Raw genomic sequence first — 19,928 nt, 5'->3', positions numbered from 1 at the left:
GCATTTACTAGATTTTTGCATGGTGCGACCGCCGAAGGCGGGGCTTTCTTTGCCCATCGCGCTCAATAATTATAAAACAATCATTGGAGGCCAGATATGAGTTCTGTTAAGCGATTTATCCCAATTGTAATGTTTAGCTTCAGTTTTTTTACTGCATTTGTCCTACTTGGCGTTCTAGTAAATAACAGTCTTACGGATGAAGTACAAATTTTCGATGGGATTCTACTGTCCGTTATGAGCAGTCTGTCATTTGTAGCTGGAAAATGGTTGGGTAGCAAGATTGAAACTGGTGATTCTCTATCAGAAAAATCTCTGGATGAGAACCTATCACAATCAGTCCTCAATCTTTGGATTATCACTGGAGTAGCAGCGTTATATATCAGCTTTAATGCTCACATAAATTTAGAAGATTTTGTGTTGCTAGAAGTAGTTGTATTCTCTCTAGCTCTATGGAAAACTTCAACCAACCAATTGAAGTTGACTGACAATGATCTTAAAGGAATCAAGAGTGAGTTAGAAGTAACTGAGAGCAAGCTGAAAGCGAACGAGGATGAGTTAGAAGCAACTAAGAGTAAGTTAAAAATGACTGAGGCTGAACTGAAAACATCTGAGACTGAACTAAAAACAACTAAGAGTAAGTTTAAAATGGCTGAGGCTGAACTGAAAACAACTGAGAGTAATCTGAAAGCTACTGAAGCTGAACTAAAAACAATTGAGACTGAACTGAAAACAACCGAGAGTAATCTGAAAGCTACTGAGGCTGAACTCAATGCAGCAAAGCAACAATTAAAAGAATTTAGTCTCGATAAAGAATACAGCCTCTAGAAGTATGTTTTCAGCGAACTAGTTGCAAGCTTGAATGAAAATAGGAACGCAACATAATGGAAAATTTAACTGATTTGGTTAATACGTCTCTACACTGGCTGATCGGTGCGTTGGAAAGTATATTGAGTTGGAGTATTATTTGTGTACAGGCGATCGCTTCTGTAGTGTACTTTCTATATATTGCTGTAATTCAAGTAGCGATCGCAGCATATCACTGGTTAGTTACTTGCTTACAATGGCTATTCAATATCATTGCTACATTCGGTGACTGGCTTATCACATCCTTGGGAATTGCGGAGAATGGGCTTGCATACATTTTGGGTCTGATAATAATTGCAATGATAATTATGCTTTCCTTGCTGATAGGTAAGATAGTTTATCTAAAATCGGAGAACGATCAACTCAAAGCAGATAGACGGGAACAAATAGAGCGAGAGAATAGAAAAGCTATAATAGACAGTGCTATGAAACTTATACAGTGGTTTGTACAATAGTAGTACCAAGACAAACGCAATGAAACTCGAAGAGATTAGGTTTGAGTGGTTACTGTAAAATAATTTTACGTAATAACAAAATCCTTGCAGAGATGTTATATGTAATGTCTCTGCATACTAATTTATACTTCAATTTAGCAACGTTTATAGTAGGATGCTTTATCAATTATTTTGGCATTCTCGACTCATTACTAATTGACCATTTGAAAGTCGATATACACCCGTTGGTTCGAGAATTGGATCGCCTTTTTTCCAAGGACGCGATGTATTTTCATTATTGACACCACGCACTCTACCAGTGGAATAGTTGGACATTGATACATCACCAGGACGGTTGGGTAAAGCACCTCCACCTGTAATGATAAAACTGTTTTCTTGTTTTTTATTTGCACGGGCTATGCAGCTATTAGCAATGAGTGCGTTGGTGTCGATCGCATTAGTTGGGAGTTCGGTGAGGTTATTTTGAATTGCGCTGTTATCGGGGGAGTTAACATTAACAGTTCCTGATAAACCTACTCCCGAAGTGGCTGTGATGTATTTCGACACATCGCTGGGTTGAGTACCGACAAATACGCCTTGAGCGTTGATTCTTACTTGACCACCGCGAGAGTTACCTGAGTTGGCGCTAATATGACTATTTTCGAGAGCAATTAATAAATCAGTGTCGATGTTAATGTTACCACCGATGACGTTTTCGCCTGTGGCATTGGTAGTGATGTTGCTGTTGCGACGGAGGGTTAAATTTTGGGTGTTGAGGTTGATTGTCGCTTGTTCGCGATTGGGGTCTTTATTTGGGCTGCGGGTGTTGGTATTGAGAGAAGCTTGGTTGTCTAGGCGGATGCGATCGGCGTTGATGGTCATGATACCTGCGTTACCTGTTCCCTCACTCGTGCTGCTGATAAATCCACCATCTGTGACGTTCAACAGCGGGGTTTCAATTGTTAAACTTCCACCATTACCTGTACTTGTTTGAGATGCACCAGCAGTAATTTTGCTGGTTCTTTGTCTTTCCAAGGAGCCTGTGGATACACCTGTAACATTTACGGATTCGCCAGCGCGGATGAAGATTTTTCCTGCGTCACCTTCTCCTGTAGTTTGAACAAAAACTTCAGCACCGTCTCTTACACTTAATTTTCTCGTTGCGATCGTCAAGTTTCCACCTTGTCCTTTAGGTGGTATACCGTTGCGAGGGTCTATAATACCTGCTTCAATTCTTCCATCTGTTTGAACGCCAGCAAAAATACCTGTACTGTAAAAATTAGGTTTCTCTGTTTCAAATAAATCAATTTCATCGGCACGAATAAAAATATTACCAGCATCACCATCACCAAACGTTGCAGCTTGGATTTTGCTTCCATCACTCACACTTAAACGGCTAGTTTCAATAGTTAAATTACCTGCTTTACCTTTACCAAGTACATCTATTTGAGTCAATAAACCGCCAGGAAAACCAACTGAACCCTCTTGACTCGTATCACCTTCACGTTTATTAAGTTGCCCACTTAATTCCACAGACTTAGAAGCAATAATTGTAAAATTGCCTGCATTCCCTTCACCAAAGACACTAGGGCCAATTTGTGAATTTCTAACGATTAACCTTCCTGTATTTATTGTTATATCTCCAGCATTACCTCTAGCAAATTGTTCAACATCAGAGTCTAAATGACTATCACTTAAGACTTCTACTAAATCTTTAGCCTCAACAGTAATGTTTCCCCCATTCCCTTCACCGTAAGTGTCAGCAAAAATTCCTGCTCTATTTGCAAGATTTAAGGAACCAGTAGTAATGTCAATATTTCCTGCGTTACCTTTCCCATAGTTATTTGAACTGATTTCTCCAGCGTTTTGAATAGAAAGGTTTCCAGCTTTAATAATGACATCTCCACCAATCCCTACAACACCTGACCCCAGACTTGCAAATATATTACTCCCTTCTCCTGAGATTGTAAATGCATCACGGACGTCGATATTTGCCGTACCCCCAGTAGCTTTTTTCCCTTGAAGCACATCTGATGCATCACTAACGTAAATTCCCAAACTTCCGCCATTATTTAGGGATAAAGAGCCAGATGTGATACTAACAGTACCTCCATTACCAATAGCATCATCACCTACAATGCTAAATAGACCACTTTTATTACCGTTATTATCTGTCCCATCAAAAATAACTACATCTTTTGCTTGAATAGTTATATTTCCCGCATTTCCTTGTCCACGTGTGAAAGAATTAATCTGAGCGCCATCTCTGACGAAAATATTACTAGCTTGAATGTTTATATTTCCACTAAGTCCTGTAGCACCAGTACCCAAACTTCCAATAATCTTGCTATCTGTACCAGAGATTGTAAATGCATCGCGTACATTGATGTTTACTGTGCCACCAATACCTTGACCACCAGGAAGGGTATTAGTCTTTTCATCCACACCAACCAATAATTGTCCACCATTAGTCAGAGATAATGAGCCAGCAGTGATATCGATATTACCACCATTGCCCACTGCACCAGCGTTTATATCACTAAGTATTCCTGTGTATGCAATACTATTTTTATTGTCAAAGAATTGGAATCCGTCAAAAGTAACTGCATCTTTTGCCTGAATAGTTATATTTCCTGCATTTCCTTGTCCACGTGTGGAAGAATTTATTTGAGCGCCGTTAGTTAACAAAAGTGAGCCAGTAGTGATATCGATTTTTCCAGCATTACCAATAGCTTCACGACTAAGAACTAAGTTTGCAACAACGCTTTTATCTAGAGAAACTAGATTACGGGATGTAATGGAAATGTTACCTGCATCCCCTTTCCCATCACTAAAAGCAGCGATTTCTCCACCATCTTTTACAAAAACATTTCCAGCTTGAACTTTGATATCTCCACCTCGTCCTACGCTTCCAGCACCCAAACCTCCAGAGATTCTGCTATTTGTTCCAGAGATTGTAAAGGCATCACGCACGTTGATATTTACATTACCAGCAGTACCTTGCCCACCGGGAAGCGTATTAGTTTTTTCATCCACACCAACCAATAATTGCCCACCATTAGTCAGAGATAATGAGCCAGCAGTGATATCGATATTACCACCATTACCTATTGCACCAGCCTCCACATTGCTAAGTAAGACTGTAAAAAAACTACTTTTATCGTTAAAAAATTGGAAGCCGTCAAAAGTAACTGCATCTTTTGCTTGAATCGTTATATTTCCTGCATTCCCTTGTCCATTAGTCAAGGAGATTATTTCAGCGCCATTTGTTAAAGAAAGTGAACCAGTAGTAATGTCGATTTTTCCAGCATTCCCCACTGCATCACTATCAACTCCGCTTGATAAAAGTCCTACTCCATCAAGAGAGACTGCATCCTTTGCTTGAATCGTTATATTTCCTGCATTCCCTCGTCCACGGGTAAAGGAATTAATTTGAGCGCCATCTGTTACTTCAAGAGAGCCAGCTTTAAGAGTGATATTACCTGCATTACCCACTGCTTGAGATTGTACAGAGTTGAAAATTAGGCTATCTGTCCCTGCAAGCTTAATTTGTTCTGTCGCATCAACTGTAATATCTCCGGCTTGAGTGTTAACAGTCCCTAAACCTGACCCTATCCCGGCAAAAAATTGACTACCTGCTAAAATTTCTAAATTTCTAGCATTAGCAGCGATACTACCGCTACCTCCACCGATAACACCAACTATAGCCCCGTTATTGAGAGATATGTCTCCTCGTTGTACGCCATTTGGAAAATTTAAACTGACATTATCGCCATTACTTTGAATTCCAATACTTCCCGCTTCTGTCAATCCTCCTAACTCGATACGTCCACCATTCGCGATCGCCCATCCTCGATCCATGCTGACATTCCCACCCACTAAGAGCAAACTTTTACCATCAGGAACGCGCAAACCAAATATATCAATACCCGCAGGGTCTTTTCCTGCTGGTGCAATGGAATTATTTTGAATCGTTGCATTTTGATTAATCTGATTAAATAACAACGCATTCGGATTAATCGTCAATAATGGCAGTACTTGAGGATTCGTCGCACTAAAAATCCCCTGACTTCCAAACTGTATACTATTGGCAGTTGTCGCAATAAACGAACCCTGCACATCTAAGCTGGCATTTTTGCCAAAAATAATCCCATTGGGATTTATTAGAAATAAATTCGGCTGCGAGTTGCCAGAAGTACCTAGCTTACCTAATATTTCAGAACGATTACTTCCCGTCACCCGTGCCAAAATATTCTGAATATCTGCACTAGGACTCAAAAAATAAGCTCCCCGTCCCTCGCTGACGTTAAACTCTCGAAAACTATGAAATAGGTTAATTCCGCGAGTTGCACCACCAGTAATTACTTCAACTGGTAAACCATTAAGATTAAAATTAGTTACAACTTTGGAATTTTCAACCCCTAATGTGTTGTCAGGTGCGATCGCCGAAGGCGGGGCTTCGCCCATCGCACTTTGGACAAAAACAGGAGTTTGAACAAATGCGACTATTCCAAATAAACTCCATACACTTGCTATTTTAAAACACAGATTGAAGAATTTTTTGTTGCTCAAAGTAGTTTTATTAAAAGATTGTGTCGTTCTCAATGGGGATAGTTGCATAATAATAACTTGACGCTGTGGCGATCGCAGAATCATAACCAGTGATGAAAATCATTAATTTTATGATTTGTAGTATATAGCTATTTAGAGAAGAGATTTGTGATTTTTTCTTAGCAAGTATTGATTTTGGGAATATTCTGCACATTTTTGATTGCAGAAAACTGCAATCTGCTTGGCTGAAATCTGCAATTACATGAGCAACAAGTTGAAAGACTTATTTTTGAAATCAGTTTAATTTAGAAACTATCAGGAACGATTAATAAGCAAAAACACCAAGTAAAATATGGATTTTCAAGTAATTTAATCGTTTCAAAATTACTCTATTACCCCTAAAACAACTTTTCTTGAGGGTTTTTCAAATGATAAATCGCAAGTGCATTGCTTTTGGTCTTGTTTCTATGATTTTTACTACTTTGGTGATAGGCATGAGCCGTGTATCTGCTTCATTTGGTGAGAAAGTGCATAACAACAGCATAATGCTGGCGCAGATTGGGCTGACTAAGACACAGGTGACAATTTCCCCTGATGGCTATGATCCTATTTGTGGAGCTTTCCGGGCAACCGTCAGCACCAATTGGGGGACATACACTGCCTGTTATTATAATCAGTCAAACAAGCAAATATCAGGTTTTTATACGCTCACCTATTACAACCAACCAGGGGGGGTGTGGTACTCCTTCGATAATGGAAATGAGCCGTCATATGTCGTATCAGTAGCGCCTCAGTAAAGAAAATTAATGCCTGTGCTGTATTACTCGGTAGTTTAAATTCTGGGTGTGTCAATCTATGTTGATTTGACCGAAATTTTTTCTAGTTCTTGTCAACCTTGTAATTTTCTAAAAGTGAGGTACATTCACTATGATTTTTCATTTAAATCCTTTCAAAAAGGTACTAGTTTATTTAGCTATTTTCGGGATTTCTTTTAATATGCATATGCCCGCAAATGCACAACGTGTAACACGCCAACAACTTGACAGACTGTCATTACAAGAATTAAGAATCTTGAAAGAGGAACAGTTGCGACAAGCAAATATTGTGTTAGAAAGTTGCAAAAATAGTCCATATAATGCTATTAGGTCTACTTGCAAAATCATGCGATTACAGTATGTAAACTACTTTGCAAATCTAGATAATTACATTGCTCAAAGGAAAATACTTGGTCAATAGGGGAAATTTGGCGTTGCTGAATCATACATAGATTCAGCAACGCTCAAAAATTTTGGTACTCTGTTAAATAAGAATTAATACCGAATAAATGTGTTTGTAAACAACAAGATTCCCGACTTCTTTGATAAGTCGGGAATCTAAGGTAACGGGACTTAGACATTTTTGAGGTATAAACAAGCCTCAAACCCATACAGGGCAAGGGAAATACACCAAATTCTCAAAAATGCTTGAAACCCAGATACATCAAGAAACTAGGCAAAACGATGTCAAAGTCTCTCTGTATATACATTTGAGTGTTTTTTCTGGCCATTTTTTGTCTAAGTCCCAGTAAGAATTTGCAGGAGTTAGGCTGTGGTAAATCACGATCGCCAATTGAACAAGCGTCGATTTCTCGGATTTCTTTTCTTGTGCAGCTTCATATTTTTTACCTGGTTCACTCACGTACCTTTGATGAGAAATATCGCAACTGCACAAACTGCTGATATTAGCCAACAGGTGGAACAAGGTGTTAAAAGTTATGAAGCAGGAGATATTCGAGGTGCTATAGAGACTTGGCAGAAAACTTTAGATGCTTATAAAAAAGCTGACAATGCCAAGAATGCAGCAGTTGTCAGCGAAAATCTTGCTAGGGCATATCAGCAATTAGATGATACAAAAGCGGCGATCGCATTCTTTAATGAAGCAATAACCTACTATGGTGCAGCAAAAAATTTGCCCCAAGTAGGACGAATACTGACGGAAGTAGCGCAGACATACAACAACCAAGGACAAGCAACAAAAGCAATTTCCTTATTGTGCAGTAATAAATTTGATATTAAGTCAGATAAAAAACAACCCTGTGAAGCCAATAGTGGATTACAAATTGCTTTTACAAACAAAGATAGTCATACAGAAGTTGCAGGATTGGGTATTTTGGGTGAAGCACTGCGTTTAGTGGGGAATTATGATTTAGCGATTCAATATTTAGAAGATGCATCAAAAGTTAAAGATTCGAGGTATGAAATTCTCATTAATAACAGTTTAGGAAATGTCTATGTCAATTTAGGACAACTTTGGTATATACGGGCAAAGTCCGCAAAACAAACTAATGGTAACAAAGCAGGAGAATTTCAACAAAATGCTATAGGGAATTTTAACAAATCAATCAAATATTTTAATATTAGTCTGGAGTTAGCACATAAACAAAATAATTTTATTGGTCAACTGCAAGCTTTACTCAACACGATTCAAGTTAGTTATAGAAGCCACGATTTTAATCTTATCCCCAGTACGACAATAGATGATAAAATTCGAGAAGCTGTAAGTTTAACTGACAAAGTTACGGATTCTTCTACAAAAGTCTACGCGGCAATTGATTTAGCTCTATTACCAAGTGATTTCAAAATTACTTCTTCCATTACCCAATGCTCAAAAACAGGTGAGTTAGGTAACCTATCAAATACAGAATCTATTAATATTTTAAATAAAGCAATTACTGTCAGTAAAAAAATTAAAATTTCTCGTGTTGAATCATATGCTTACGGTGCATTAGGACATTTCTGGGAATGTCAAGGTGATGAAGCGCAAGCACTCAAGTATACTCAGCAAGCACTGATAGCAGCAGACCAAAAATTAGCAGCAAAAGATAGCTTGTATTTATGGGAATGGCAAGCAGGAAGAATTTTGAAAAAGCAGAATCAAGAAAAAGAATCACTAGAAGCATACCAAAGAGCATTTAAAACTTTAGAAGCAATTCGCAGCGATATTATCACAAGTACACGGGATGTTCAATTTGACTTTCGTGATGTTATTCAACCTTTGTACCGCGAACTGGCAGAATTTCAACTTCAGCAAATATTGCAAGCATCGGTAAAGTCAGATAGAGCAAAATCTGAGGTTTCGGATGCTTTAGAAACAATTGATTCTCTAAAGTTGGCAGAATTACAAAACTATTTTGGTGGTGATTGTATTGTTAATGTACTCAATCCTCAGAGAGTAGATGAAATAGTAGATAAGAACACCGCAGTTTTGAGTTCAATTATTTTTGATCATAAGATAGCATTGCTGCTCACCTTACCGCCAAGGAAAACTCAACCGGGAGAAACGTTGGTTCGTTGGGTGCAAGCAAGCAATAAAATCCTCCAAAAAGAAGAATTACAAAAGCAGATTAAAGCATTTCAAAAGTCACTAATTTTGGGTCAAGGTCGTCCTGATGGCTATGATCGCACTTTAGCAAGTCAACTGTACGACTTGATAATTCGTCCTTTCGTAAAAGATTTCAAAGCAGCAAATATTAAAACATTAGTATTTGTTCAAGACGGCTTTCTACGTAGTATTCCAATGGCTGCACTCTTCGATACTCAAGCACAAGAATATTTAATACAACAATATGCAGTTGGAACAACTCCTAGTATTCGCTTGACTGCACCAAAATCGAGCGATCGCCACCTAGAAAAAGCTCTAGTATTGGGTTTAACGAAAGCAGCAATTATAGATCGACAAGAATTTCAACCATTAGACTATGCTGAGGAGGAAATCGAAGCCGTTAAACAAGTTTTTCCCAATAGTATATTTTTTATTGATGCAAAATTTGCTCCAGAAACTTTGAGAACAGAACTAGGTAATAAAAACATTTTTCCTGTTGTTCATATAGTCAGTCACGCGCAATTTGGAACAATTACTGAAGATACATTTATTATCACTGGAAATAACAGGAAACTTACAATTAGCGAACTCGAAGCTGCTTTAAGTAACCTTCGTGGTAAAGCAAATACATTAGAATTGTTAGTACTCACAGCCTGTCAAACAGCATTAGGAGACGATCGCGCTACATTGGGTTTAGCTGGAGTTGCATTACAAGTTGGTGTTAAAAGTGCAGTCGCTTCATTATGGTCAGTCCAGGATAAATCAACAGCGCTTTTAATTGAAGAGTTCTATCGTAATTTAAAAAAGCCAGGAATGACAAAAGTTGAAGCTTTACGTCAAGCACAAATTAAGATGATAAAGTTAACTGGAGAAGAATCTGAGTTTGCAAGTCCGGCATTTTGGTCGCCGTTCATTTTGATTGGTAATTGGGTTTAATTGTCTAGAGATATTGCAATACAACGTCTCTAAAAATAACGCGTTTGCAATCAACGTTCTTGCTGATAAATCAGTTGCAAATTCTTGATGCGCCTATTAGTTGTTTCGCTGACATTAGGCTGGTATTCTATGCTTTCATACTCAATTAATTCTTGAATTAAATTAGAACCTAATTCTCCTAATTTCTCCTGAGTGGAATATTTAAGTGCTTCTGCAAACGCATCATACCAAAGTCCCTGCTCTGCCAAATAAGCAACTTTTTGAGTTGAATTATTAGTAGATTTAATGCTTCCTTCAAGTTCCAAAGGTCTGTTCACAACTTGAAACTCTGCACGTACAAAAGTTAAACCACTGGGACAAAGCATCGAAATTTGCCATAAATACTCTTTTCCTACCGTAAGTTGCGGTTGCGTAGAAGAAACTACAAATTTATTCACTCCTGGTAATGAGTTCAATTCCTCTGTTTTCATTACTATCTGCGGTTTTTGATTTGGCTTCAACTCAAACAACATAAAATCAACAGTATGTGCTGTTGACATAAACCACGCAAATGTAGGACGCTTGGATGCAGTTTCACCCACATAAGTCTGCGGTGCTAGTAAAGTTAGAGGAATTCCGACATCACCAGGACAACCTCGCGAACCACCACGACCAGAGTATTCTCTAGGAGTTTTGCGAGTGCGGGGTTTGAATTTTGCATTCGCTTCTGGTATAATCCACAGAAACAAGCTTAAAGTAAAAATACTTACCAGTCGGCGTTGGTTCGCTTTTGAAGACAACGATTGAAACAACGAAAAATTACGAAGTTTCATAGATATTTCTTAGTTTTGCGTGTTGATATTAGTTAATTATCGAGCTAGGGAATATGCAAACTTTTTAAAATCCAAGATTTAAAATCAGGTTTTTGAGTATTTACTTGCTGGACATTTGTAGTTAATTTCCAAATCAATTTACACACTGTACCTCGTGGTTTGACAGTCTCGCGTTTAAAGCTTCCGTTTAATTTTCTGGCAAGGCTTTGAGACTGTTTTGTACCCTTGTTTTCGCTGAGTGCAGTTAACCCAGAACCATCATCTTTGATACAAAGTGAGTATTCACCGTCTACGCAAATCCCTGATGCTTCTATACACTTTACTCCTTGTGCATGTTTACCCACATTACACAAATTTTCTTCTAAAAATAAGCATAGTTCCCTCTTGAGTTCCATACTTAAGTATTTATCATTAATTGGTTCAAATGTGCGTGTTTTTATTTTAAGAGTTTTTAAATATTCTAGAGTCTCGCGCTCGAAAGTGCTGGAATATACTTCGTAAAATAAATCGTGTATCTGACGATTTAAATCTATTTTTAATCCACTTCCTAATCTTAAACTTTCATGAGTCGTCAGTGCTTCCACCCGTAAATACTCACCAATTTCACGAATCTCAGAATTGAGCTTTTCAAACTGATAAATTAATTGCTCATTGGGTAAATTCTGCTTCCTTAATTGTTGTAATCCGTTGGCGAGGGTTTGCAATGGTCCATTATGAATAAGATTAAATGTATATTCAATTGTGCGCTTTTGTTGGTCATTTTTTTCACGCAACAGTTTATCATGCTGAAAGAATGCGAATGCACTCAATCCCACACCATTTATTGCCAAAGTTAGCAAACTTGGAACTACGGGAACCCAAACTCCCCACAATAGCAAACTGATGTAACCACTACCAGCAATGCACAAACCCACTACTGTTACAGCCAATAGATTTTTCATAATAGATTGGGTAAAGCGTCCAATTGCGATCGGAGTAATTCCCCAAATTATTATCCATATATATTCCCAAGGTTCTGCCCAAGACTTCAACATCGGGCGATTGTTTAAAACAGCATTAACAATTTGGCTAGTTGCGTGTGCGTGGTACTCAACTCCATATATTTGACCAGTTATTTTCCTTTCAGGAATTGCTAATGTATACAAATTATCCCCAACACTAGGAGATAAATTACCAACAATAATAATCTTGTCACGCAACCAACTAGGGTCTATCTTACCTTTTGTGGTTCGATCTGTTTTAATATCATTGAGTGAAAGAATGCGAAATGGCTGATTTTTGCGCCGAAAGTTGATTAATATTTGTAGTTCACCTGTACTTTCTTGATCAACATATCCACCAAAATTTGGTACTACACGGGGTAATTCAGTATTACCAAACCGTATTGTTTCTAGGTCTTTTTTACCATTTTCATCATTGATTCCCCGTGATTGTAAGTAAAATTGAGCGAGTTTAAAACCTAGAGAAAAACGGTCTTCTTGAATATTATTGGGGTTTGGTGTCCATAAAATGTAGCGTCTATTTTTGCCATCCTTATCGCTGTGAATATCTACTATCCCAGTCCTTTCTTTAGGAATAAAATTAGCTGCTGGAATCTGAGGTTTCTGAACTTTTTCGATACCAAATATATTTGGATTATCCTGAAAAGTTTTCACGAGTTTATTATGACCTGGTTCTACAGGAACGTTCTTGAAAAGGTCAAGTCCGATCGCACGAGGTTTGTAAGTTTCCAGCTTGTTTAGTAAATCTGCAATTTCACTATCGGGGATGGGATATCGTCCGGCTTTAGCAATATCATCTTCATCAATACCAATAATTACCACATGTTCATCAACAGATTCGGATGGACGCAGACGTAAAAATGTATCGAATAACATCCATTCTAGAACTTGTAGCGAACCAGCTATACGAGCGAGGATAACCAGTATCAACACAATAATTCCTGGCAGTGCTGCATAGCGCCATATCTTTAATTCCATAGTAATTTTATCCCAATCTCTAGGCATTTACTGTCATCTCCTAATCAATTAATCCTTCTTCACGGGCACGGATTTCTGTTTGGATTCTCAAACTTTTTCCACATTCCTTACAGTCTTCCGGGTAAACACCTAGTACATCCTGGATTTTCGTCCAGTAATTGCGAATAGCACGTTCCGATTTATACATACGGTCGGCGATCGGTTTATCCATCAATCCTTCGTCAAATGCCAGACGCAAAACTTGCAACCATTCCGGTTTCAATTCAATTGCTGTTTTAATATCTTTAGTATGGGTTCCTCCTTGAAGTGCTAAACTCGTGCGGATTAACATTTCCGATTCGGGCAAATTTTTATCTGCGATCGCAAATCCCCCCTGATGGTTGTCGATTTCATGTTTTATCCGCACCAAAGCTTTAACATAACTGCTTTGTACCAAAAAATTCTGCTCTGGATATTGTTTGAGTAGCTGCTTGATCAGTTCAATTCCAGTATCAGTAGTCGCAGTAATTCCCTGGCTAGCAGGAATCGATAAATCTACCACAATCAAATTTAAAAGTGCTTTTTCCTGCTCTATATCTTCCTGTTTTGCTTGAATCTGAGCTATTTCTTCCAAAGCATCTCGTGCAGTTTTTACCTGAATAAATTCCGTGTCTGGATATTGTCGCTTCAATACATCGAGGGTTCCAGTTAAAATCATTTGGTGGTCATCAACAACCAATATTTTTTTTGGTTTTAAGTTTTGAAACTCTAATTGTATTTGGTTCTTTGCTAATTTATTCAGATTAACTTCAACCATAATTTCTCTGCTCTCACGTTATAAATTGCTAATTAAATACTTTTGATCAGGTAAGTACAAATTAGGATAGTTGGTATTTGGATATCTTCGTTAACTAAGTGTTAAATCAAGATATTTGTGTGAATCCTGTAACTAAATAATTTGACTTTTAGATTATTATGGAGCAAATAATACAAAAAGTTTTATATTTTTGACTCCTGCTTAATCTTACCCTCGCAATCACTGGTTTGCAGGATAGATATTGATATTAATCTTAATAGTTTATCGGAGAAAAACTTAATAGTGTATGCACAAAAGTGCATTTTTTACTAAAGATTATTGAGATTGTTTTTCAATCTATTGATAATAAAATACTCTTATTGACAAGATGCGGCCGCTCTGAGCATACCCTTTTGGCTGGAAGTGGGAGGCGATCGCTTCTAAATCTAATTCTGAAATCGCCTTTACAGTATTGAAATCATCAGGGCGAATATGGCTTAAAGCCAGTCTTAAACTCTGTTGCGTGGTCATGTACTTTCTTGCAGCATTTGGGCATTTTTTTAGTTGGATTACTCTAATGAGGGAATTAGAGCAAGCCTTAATTGTTTACATTTTTGCAGCAAAGAAATGCTGCTTAACCACGTCTAAGCGTGAACAATTCCAATAATCGATATGGGAGATAATTAAACCATCAGAGTTAAGACCTAATTCACTCCAACCAGGAATAGAAATCCGTGGCTTCCAGGGGAGAGGAGTGTTCCAACTAAGTGTCCACTCAGTTTTTATTGTGTCTCCCAAACGTTGAATGCTATGTAAGTCCATTTTGGGATTTAAAAACAAAGTTTCAATGAAATTAATCATCTGTTTGTAACGTTTAACACCACGAAATTTATTCAGCGGGTCTTGAAAATAAACGTCTGGAGTGTAAATGCTGTAAGTTTGATTTACAGGGAATCTTTGATAGTCTTCTTTGAGGATTTCAATGATATCCATGATTAATAGATAGAGGTATAAATTACTTTAATATGTAAACGTGGCGCAGATAGGAATCCCTAATTAAAAATTGAAATCAACCTTCATTCCATAATTTTTCTAACTGACGCCGCCAAGCAATTAGGACTTTTTCTCGCGCCTCTGGGGTTTGATTTATATCGCCCATTAATCCTTCTGCATAAAAGCGTTCTAAGGTTTGCATAGTAGCTTGCAGAGATTGTCCTTGTTGTTTTGCTGCTTGAATAATTTGCCGGATGCGGCTTTCAATTAGTCGATTAAAGACATTATCTAATCCAGCCTGATAAAGAGATACAAGTTGGTTGATTGCATCGGACAAATCTGTACTTACTAAAGTGCCAGTATTATGTTGAAATACCCCCCAAATTTTCCCTTCATACAAAGCGTAACGTACTTCTTGAGTGTCATCAAAGTTGGCTTCTAGGAACTGTGCTAAAAATGGTTGCCCTTCCTTTGAGGGCACAATAGGCAGTAAAACTCGCAGCCAAGTATTATCTTCGGAAAGCAGCACCAACAGCCGAAAACCAGAACTGTCTATTTGCCATGATCCAGGAGCGATCGCATGAACAGCCGATGTACCAAATAATTCTGTTACCGTACTTACAATTTCTTCAGGTGTCATAAGCCTTTATTAGATATAACCTCTAGATTAGCGCAGAGGTGGATCAGCTTATTCACTAGTACTGTAGATTCACAAATTAGATGTCACTGTTCACAGATCAATGTCGTTTTTCACAGACTAGTACAACACGGCGGAAATAAGCCAACCATTCCAAATCAAGGAAACCCTTATGCTGTATTCATTTTTAATTTTTAATTCCGCCTTGCGGTACTAGTACAGCGCGGCGGAAATAAACAACCCCTTCGGGTGACGCTCGCAGGCTCGCTCTAAGCGAAGCCATGCCGTTGGCGCAGCCTCTCGTAGAGAAGGCTTTACGCTGCGCTAACGGCAGTTCCTCATGGGGGGAACCCCCATCGCCCTTGGCGTCTCCCCTTGGGAGAAGACTGGACTGCCTCACCATTTCAAATCAACGAAACGTTTACGCTTTGAGGCTGGTTGGCATAGGCAGCTTTGACAAAATCTAGGATAACTTCCAACGATAAGCGATTGCCCTGGGGAATAATAGCGCCAAAGTGTTGATGCAATTGAAATTCATTGATTTCGCACTGGAAGACGATCAGGCTGCCAGTTAAGCTAACTATGATTGCAATCAATGCGATCGCAAAACCCAGGATGCGATGCAGAGTAAATACAATGTTACGTAGTTTTTTATAACTCAAGGTAGATGCTCCTTTGCACAAGCTCAGGCTTAATGAATCAGTAGGATACTCCTTGTCCCTTTTCAAGCATTGTTGTAAAAAACCTACACTTGTCAGAGGTTTAGGGCGGGGTCAAAACTCCACATAAATTGTACCCTGTAAGGTAAATGGTGCTTGGGGGAAGATAAGAGGCCAATTGGTTTCGTAATATCTGACATTAAAGATGTTCTTGAAATTAAGTGCAGCTTGCCAATTATCACGTTTATAGGAAATGACAGCATCAGTTCTGACATAGGAAGGAAGGGTGATAATCGGGTCAAAGTAATCATTAACCCGATCGCCCACATAAAATATGCCTGCTCCAAACTCTAACCCTTTCAAACTCCCCTTTTGAATCTCGTAGGTTGTCCACAGACTTGCACCCTGACTAGGAATAGCTGGCAAAGCCCCCCCTATGATTGCCGAATTGCTGTCTTTACTAGTATAGGTATCGTTGAGATACGCAGAAGCAATAACTTTCCAACCAGGTGAGATTTCGCCGGCAATATCGAATTCAATTCCTCGGCTTTTGACTTCTCCCAAGGCGATTGAGTATTGATTATTATCTGGGTCTGTGGTAGGGATGTTTGTTTTGGCAATGTCATAGGCTGCTAGTGATGTTATCAGCCGCCCACCAAAAAGCTCTGCTTTGACACCAACTTCGTACTGTGTACCACGACTCGGCTCTATTTGCGTCAGGTCTGCTTTTAGGGTTCCTAAGTTGCCTGTAAAAGAGCGACTGTAGCTGGCGTACAGCGAGATGGGTTCGATTGGTTGATAAACAATACCCACACGTGGGGAAAAGGCTTGGGAGTCAGAACCGGACTTTTGCGGTTCGCTAGGGATACTGATGTCATCAATACTCTCAGTGTCTGTGCTGATAAAGTCATATCTACCGCCTACAAGCAACTTGAGATTTGGCAGCAATGTCACCTGGTCTTGCAAGGCAATTCCGACAGTATCATTTCTACTGTTACTATCCGACGTAATAACCGCAGGGAAGGGGAAGCCATAGGTGGGATTGTAAATGTTTATCGACGGATATCCCTCATCAGCACCAAAGCCTGGATCAGAACTAAAACTTGGTTTCCATTCCAATCCTGCTAACAGTTGATGCTCAATAGAACCAGTTTTAAATTTAGCAATTAAATCAGTTTGCAGAGCCAGGTTGATTGAATTAGAATCACCACCGTAGAAGCCTCGCAACACTGTTTGACCATCTTCGGCAAAAGCATACTCATTAACCACAGCACTGTAATAATGTTCAAACTTCGCCTCAAACCGGCTCCTGAGCCGGAGATGATCATTAAACTGATGGTTGAGCGTTAAATCGATTTGATGGCTTTCAATGTCTTGAGCGGCATTGTAATCATTTAAAGAAAGATTGATCGGCAGATTAAACGATCTAAGGTCGTTAGGAAAGCCGCGATCAAAGCTGGAGTTAAATTTTTGATACTCGTAGGCGAAATCCAGGGTTGTTGTATCGCTGATTTTGTAGGTAAACGCAGGAGAGATAAAGAAAACCTTGTTGAAAACTAAATCTCGAAAACTATCGGAATCCTCGTAAGAAATATTCAACCTGTACAACAACTTTTTATCGGTCGTCAGCGGCCCAGACAAATCAATCGCCCCATTGTAAGAGTTGTAGCTTCCAGCAGTGAAATTAGCAGCATAATAGGGGTTACTCAAAGGTTTTTTCGTGACATAATTGATCACTCCACCCGGTTCCACCTGTCCATATAGCACTGAAGCCGGACCTTTGAGTACCTCTACCTGCTCAATATTGGTAGCATTGGTGAAGATAGACGTAGTGGTAAATCCATCTTTTAAAGAGTTGCCATTAAAGCCGCGAATGTTAACAGCGTTTTCGGAATTGCCATACCCCGTTGTAAATGATGTACCAGACACATTACGAACAGCATCATTAATCCGCGTGATTCCCTGATCCTTAATTACCTGCTGGGGAACTACCTGAATCGACTGGGGAATATCACGTAAAGGTGTATCAGTTCTGGTTGCAGTACTCGCTTCTGGCACAGTGTATCCATCTTGTTCACCTGTCACTACAAGCTCAATCGGTTGATCACCCTGTGTTGATGGAAGACTAGGCTGTGTCTGAGTTTCTGGCTGATTTGGTGGCTGAGTTGGTTGCGTTTGAGGTTGTTGTGCCAAGGATGCAGCAGTTGCAACAGAGAAGATGATACCTTCATCTGGACTGTCAAACAACTCAACAATTGGTACACCCACCTCCCCTGTCACGCTCACCCGGATAGTCTGAGCATCAAAGTTTGTTACCGTTATTTCACTAACCCCTGCAATTGGTTTTGTAGAGCGAAACGTGAATACATCACCACTGGGTAAACGCAGTTGGGCATTGGGAATATCAGCAATAAAGTTATCACCCGAACTGCGATTCACTACTTGCAATTGTTGCCCAATGGAAGTTTGTAAAATCAACTCCACACCCTTATCGGTGGGATTTGTTTTCACTGAGGTAACTTGTACAACTTCACTCTCCTGTTTCCCTGCTTGGTCAGGAGGGTTCTGTTGTTCTATCTGAGCTAACCATTCTTTAACTGTTCTTGCAGAACGCTTTAGTTCCTGTACACGAGAAATTTCAGTTACTTCCTTTGCCTGAGTTGGTTGTATAATCACTGCAATAAAAAAACAGGAAATAAACAGCGATCGCAACAGTTTCATAACTCCACACACCTAATCGTATTTTTCAAAACAAAGCCGATTCTTTGAGAATTAGTTTATATAACTCCGTTTATGAGAATAATCATCTTTCTGCTTGCGCTTGCGACCCCACCACATCACAAAGCCAGTAATAAATAGAATTAACGGAGCCAGACCAACGAAGACATAGAGAATACGGGTGGGTAAGCCACCAAATGTGCCGTAGTGCAGTGGCTCGAAGGAATTGAGAATCTTGTCGCCTAACGATCCTTTTAACGAATTATCAACTCGTAAAACCTGACCACTGTATTGATCGAGATAGACATTGCTCATACCGTATTCCTCCCGCTCTTGGGGGAGCTTCATCCGCAATTGCAGAGGCGCTTTCGGGTCTTTTGTTAAGTCAATGCTCCGCAATACTCCGTCAGGTAGGGCAAGTTGAGCCGTTTTCATCTGCTGGCTGAGTGGCCGGGGCGATTGACCTGCTAAAGGCTGTGAAACAAGCTCAGGAAGCGATGGACTGAAGGTGATGGCACGAATCAGAGGGTCAACATAGCCCAAATTCCAGGCAAATCCAGTGAAAAATGTCAACAGTAAAAATATGGCGGCAGTAATACCAGATACCTTGTGTAGATCGAAGTTAAGCCGCTTGGGGTGGGCATTCCACTTAATTTTGAAGCCTGTGATCAGCTTGCGCCAACCGGGCCACAGGATAATTCCCGTGATCACAACGATGCACGTCACTAAACCCACAACACCGAGAATCTGTAAACCCAGATCGCCCAATTTCAACGAGGTGTGGAGTTCATAAACAATCGCAAGAAAGCGCTGTACGGCATTGGGATGCAGACTGTTACCCAGAATTGCCCCCGTGTAGGGGTTGACGTAGACTTCTACCCAATCGTTGCCCGGAATTGAGATGACGACACTAAAGAGATCATCCGGTTTAGTTGGGAAAGAAACGCTTTGCAATGCGATTTCCGGCAGATTGGCATAGGCGGCTTTGACAATATCCAGGACGACTTCCAGCGATAAGCGATCGCCTTTAGGGAAGATAGCGCCAAACTGTTGATGCTGTTGAAACTCGTTGATTTCGCGCTGGAAAACGATCAGGCTGCCAGTTAAGCCAACCAGGATGGCAATCAGTCCCACCACTAAACCAATATAACGGTGCAGGGTAAATACGAAATTACGTAGTTTTTTATTACTCAAGGTAGACGCTCCTTTG

Annotated in this window: 14 protein-coding genes; 4 read left to right on the top strand and 10 right to left on the bottom strand. The window is 39.5% G+C overall.

The window, feature by feature from the left end; translation table 11 throughout:
- Positions 1-96: 96 nt before the first annotated feature.
- Complete coding sequence (locus tag V7K40_RS12260; protein WP_334959853.1) at positions 97-825, top strand: hypothetical protein; 729 nt, start codon at positions 97-99, stop codon at positions 823-825.
- A 56-nt stretch (positions 826-881) separates the two neighbouring features.
- Positions 882-1,319 carry a hypothetical protein gene (locus tag V7K40_RS12255; RefSeq protein ID WP_334959849.1) on the top strand — a complete coding sequence of 146 codons (438 nt, stop codon included), beginning with the start codon at positions 882-884 and terminating at the stop codon, positions 1,317-1,319.
- Between the two features lie 162 nt (positions 1,320-1,481).
- On the opposite strand, the gene V7K40_RS12250 is transcribed toward V7K40_RS12255, so the two are convergent.
- Positions 1,482-5,918, bottom strand: a complete 4,437-nt coding sequence (locus V7K40_RS12250; RefSeq protein WP_334959847.1) for a filamentous hemagglutinin N-terminal domain-containing protein — start codon at positions 5,916-5,918, stop codon at positions 1,482-1,484.
- Between the two features lie 425 nt (positions 5,919-6,343).
- Here V7K40_RS12250 and V7K40_RS12245 point away from each other — a divergent pair, with 425 nt between their 5' ends.
- Both V7K40_RS12245 and V7K40_RS12240 read left to right on the top strand, forming a co-directional pair.
- Entirely contained in the window at positions 6,344-6,646 is a 303-nt protein-coding gene (locus V7K40_RS12245) for a hypothetical protein (protein WP_334959845.1), read from the top strand.
- Between the two features lie 889 nt (positions 6,647-7,535).
- The gene (locus tag V7K40_RS12240; RefSeq protein WP_334959843.1) at positions 7,536-10,145 is read left to right on the top strand and encodes a CHAT domain-containing protein; all 2,610 of its coding nucleotides are present in this window, start codon (positions 7,536-7,538) and stop codon (positions 10,143-10,145) included.
- A 50-nt stretch (positions 10,146-10,195) separates the two neighbouring features.
- Here the strand turns inward: V7K40_RS12240 and V7K40_RS12235 are convergent, their stop codons facing one another.
- The 9 genes from V7K40_RS12235 to V7K40_RS12195 all read right to left on the bottom strand — a co-directional run bounded on the left by V7K40_RS12235 (position 10,196) and on the right by V7K40_RS12195 (position 19,912).
- Positions 10,196-10,957: a DUF928 domain-containing protein gene (locus tag V7K40_RS12235; RefSeq protein ID WP_334959841.1), complete on the bottom strand. Its 762-nt coding sequence runs from the start codon at positions 10,955-10,957 to the stop codon at positions 10,196-10,198.
- A gap of 44 nt (positions 10,958-11,001) precedes the next feature.
- The gene (locus V7K40_RS12230) at positions 11,002-12,963 is read right to left on the bottom strand and encodes a CHASE2 domain-containing protein (RefSeq protein ID WP_334959838.1); all 1,962 of its coding nucleotides are present in this window, start codon (positions 12,961-12,963) and stop codon (positions 11,002-11,004) included.
- Between the two features lie 13 nt (positions 12,964-12,976).
- Complete coding sequence (locus V7K40_RS12225) at positions 12,977-13,633, bottom strand: DNA-binding response regulator (protein WP_334959997.1); 657 nt, start codon at positions 13,631-13,633, stop codon at positions 12,977-12,979.
- Between the two features lie 435 nt (positions 13,634-14,068).
- Positions 14,069-14,242, bottom strand: coding sequence for a hypothetical protein (locus tag V7K40_RS12220; protein ID WP_334959836.1), 174 nt, complete (start codon positions 14,240-14,242; stop codon positions 14,069-14,071).
- Positions 14,243-14,317: 75 nt separating this feature from the next.
- Positions 14,318-14,704: a DUF2358 domain-containing protein gene (locus tag V7K40_RS12215; RefSeq protein ID WP_334871703.1), complete on the bottom strand. Its 387-nt coding sequence runs from the start codon at positions 14,702-14,704 to the stop codon at positions 14,318-14,320.
- Positions 14,705-14,780: 76 nt separating this feature from the next.
- On the bottom strand, positions 14,781-15,344 hold the full coding sequence (locus V7K40_RS12210) for a hypothetical protein (protein ID WP_334959834.1): 564 nt from the start codon (positions 15,342-15,344) through the stop codon (positions 14,781-14,783).
- Between the two features lie 401 nt (positions 15,345-15,745).
- The gene (locus V7K40_RS12205) at positions 15,746-16,003 is read right to left on the bottom strand and encodes a PepSY domain-containing protein (RefSeq protein WP_334959832.1); all 258 of its coding nucleotides are present in this window, start codon (positions 16,001-16,003) and stop codon (positions 15,746-15,748) included.
- A 111-nt stretch (positions 16,004-16,114) separates the two neighbouring features.
- Positions 16,115-18,721 carry a TonB-dependent siderophore receptor gene (locus V7K40_RS12200; RefSeq protein WP_334959829.1) on the bottom strand — a complete coding sequence of 869 codons (2,607 nt, stop codon included), beginning with the start codon at positions 18,719-18,721 and terminating at the stop codon, positions 16,115-16,117.
- Between the two features lie 51 nt (positions 18,722-18,772).
- The gene (locus V7K40_RS12195; RefSeq protein ID WP_334959827.1) at positions 18,773-19,912 is read right to left on the bottom strand and encodes a PepSY-associated TM helix domain-containing protein; all 1,140 of its coding nucleotides are present in this window, start codon (positions 19,910-19,912) and stop codon (positions 18,773-18,775) included.
- Positions 19,913-19,928 lie beyond the last annotated feature (16 nt).

The sequence above is a fragment of the Nostoc sp. genome (genome assembly GCF_036917195.1).
GTDB lineage: Bacteria > Cyanobacteriota > Cyanobacteriia > Cyanobacteriales > Nostocaceae > Nostoc.
This window is presented reverse-complemented; position numbering and strand designations above follow the sequence as displayed.

Excerpts from the sequence above, each read along its gene's own strand:
- V7K40_RS12260 (WP_334959853.1), top strand. The coding sequence starts at position 97 with ATGAGTTCTGTTAAGCGATTTATCCCAATTGTAATGTTTAGCTTCAGT.
- V7K40_RS12255 (WP_334959849.1), top strand. The coding sequence starts at position 882 with ATGGAAAATTTAACTGATTTGGTTAATACGTCTCTACACTGGCTGATC.
- V7K40_RS12250 (WP_334959847.1), bottom strand. The coding sequence starts at position 5,918 with ATGCAACTATCCCCATTGAGAACGACACAATCTTTTAATAAAACTACT.
- V7K40_RS12245 (WP_334959845.1), top strand. The coding sequence starts at position 6,344 with ATGAGCCGTGTATCTGCTTCATTTGGTGAGAAAGTGCATAACAACAGC.
- V7K40_RS12240 (WP_334959843.1), top strand. The coding sequence starts at position 7,536 with ATGAGAAATATCGCAACTGCACAAACTGCTGATATTAGCCAACAGGTG.
- V7K40_RS12235 (WP_334959841.1), bottom strand. The coding sequence starts at position 10,957 with ATGAAACTTCGTAATTTTTCGTTGTTTCAATCGTTGTCTTCAAAAGCG.
- V7K40_RS12230 (WP_334959838.1), bottom strand. The coding sequence starts at position 12,963 with ATGCCTAGAGATTGGGATAAAATTACTATGGAATTAAAGATATGGCGC.
- V7K40_RS12225 (WP_334959997.1), bottom strand. The coding sequence starts at position 13,633 with ATGATTTTAACTGGAACCCTCGATGTATTGAAGCGACAATATCCAGAC.
- V7K40_RS12220 (WP_334959836.1), bottom strand. The coding sequence starts at position 14,242 with ATGACCACGCAACAGAGTTTAAGACTGGCTTTAAGCCATATTCGCCCT.
- V7K40_RS12215 (WP_334871703.1), bottom strand. The coding sequence starts at position 14,704 with ATGGATATCATTGAAATCCTCAAAGAAGACTATCAAAGATTCCCTGTA.
- V7K40_RS12210 (WP_334959834.1), bottom strand. The coding sequence starts at position 15,344 with ATGACACCTGAAGAAATTGTAAGTACGGTAACAGAATTATTTGGTACA.
- V7K40_RS12200 (WP_334959829.1), bottom strand. The coding sequence starts at position 18,721 with ATGAAACTGTTGCGATCGCTGTTTATTTCCTGTTTTTTTATTGCAGTG.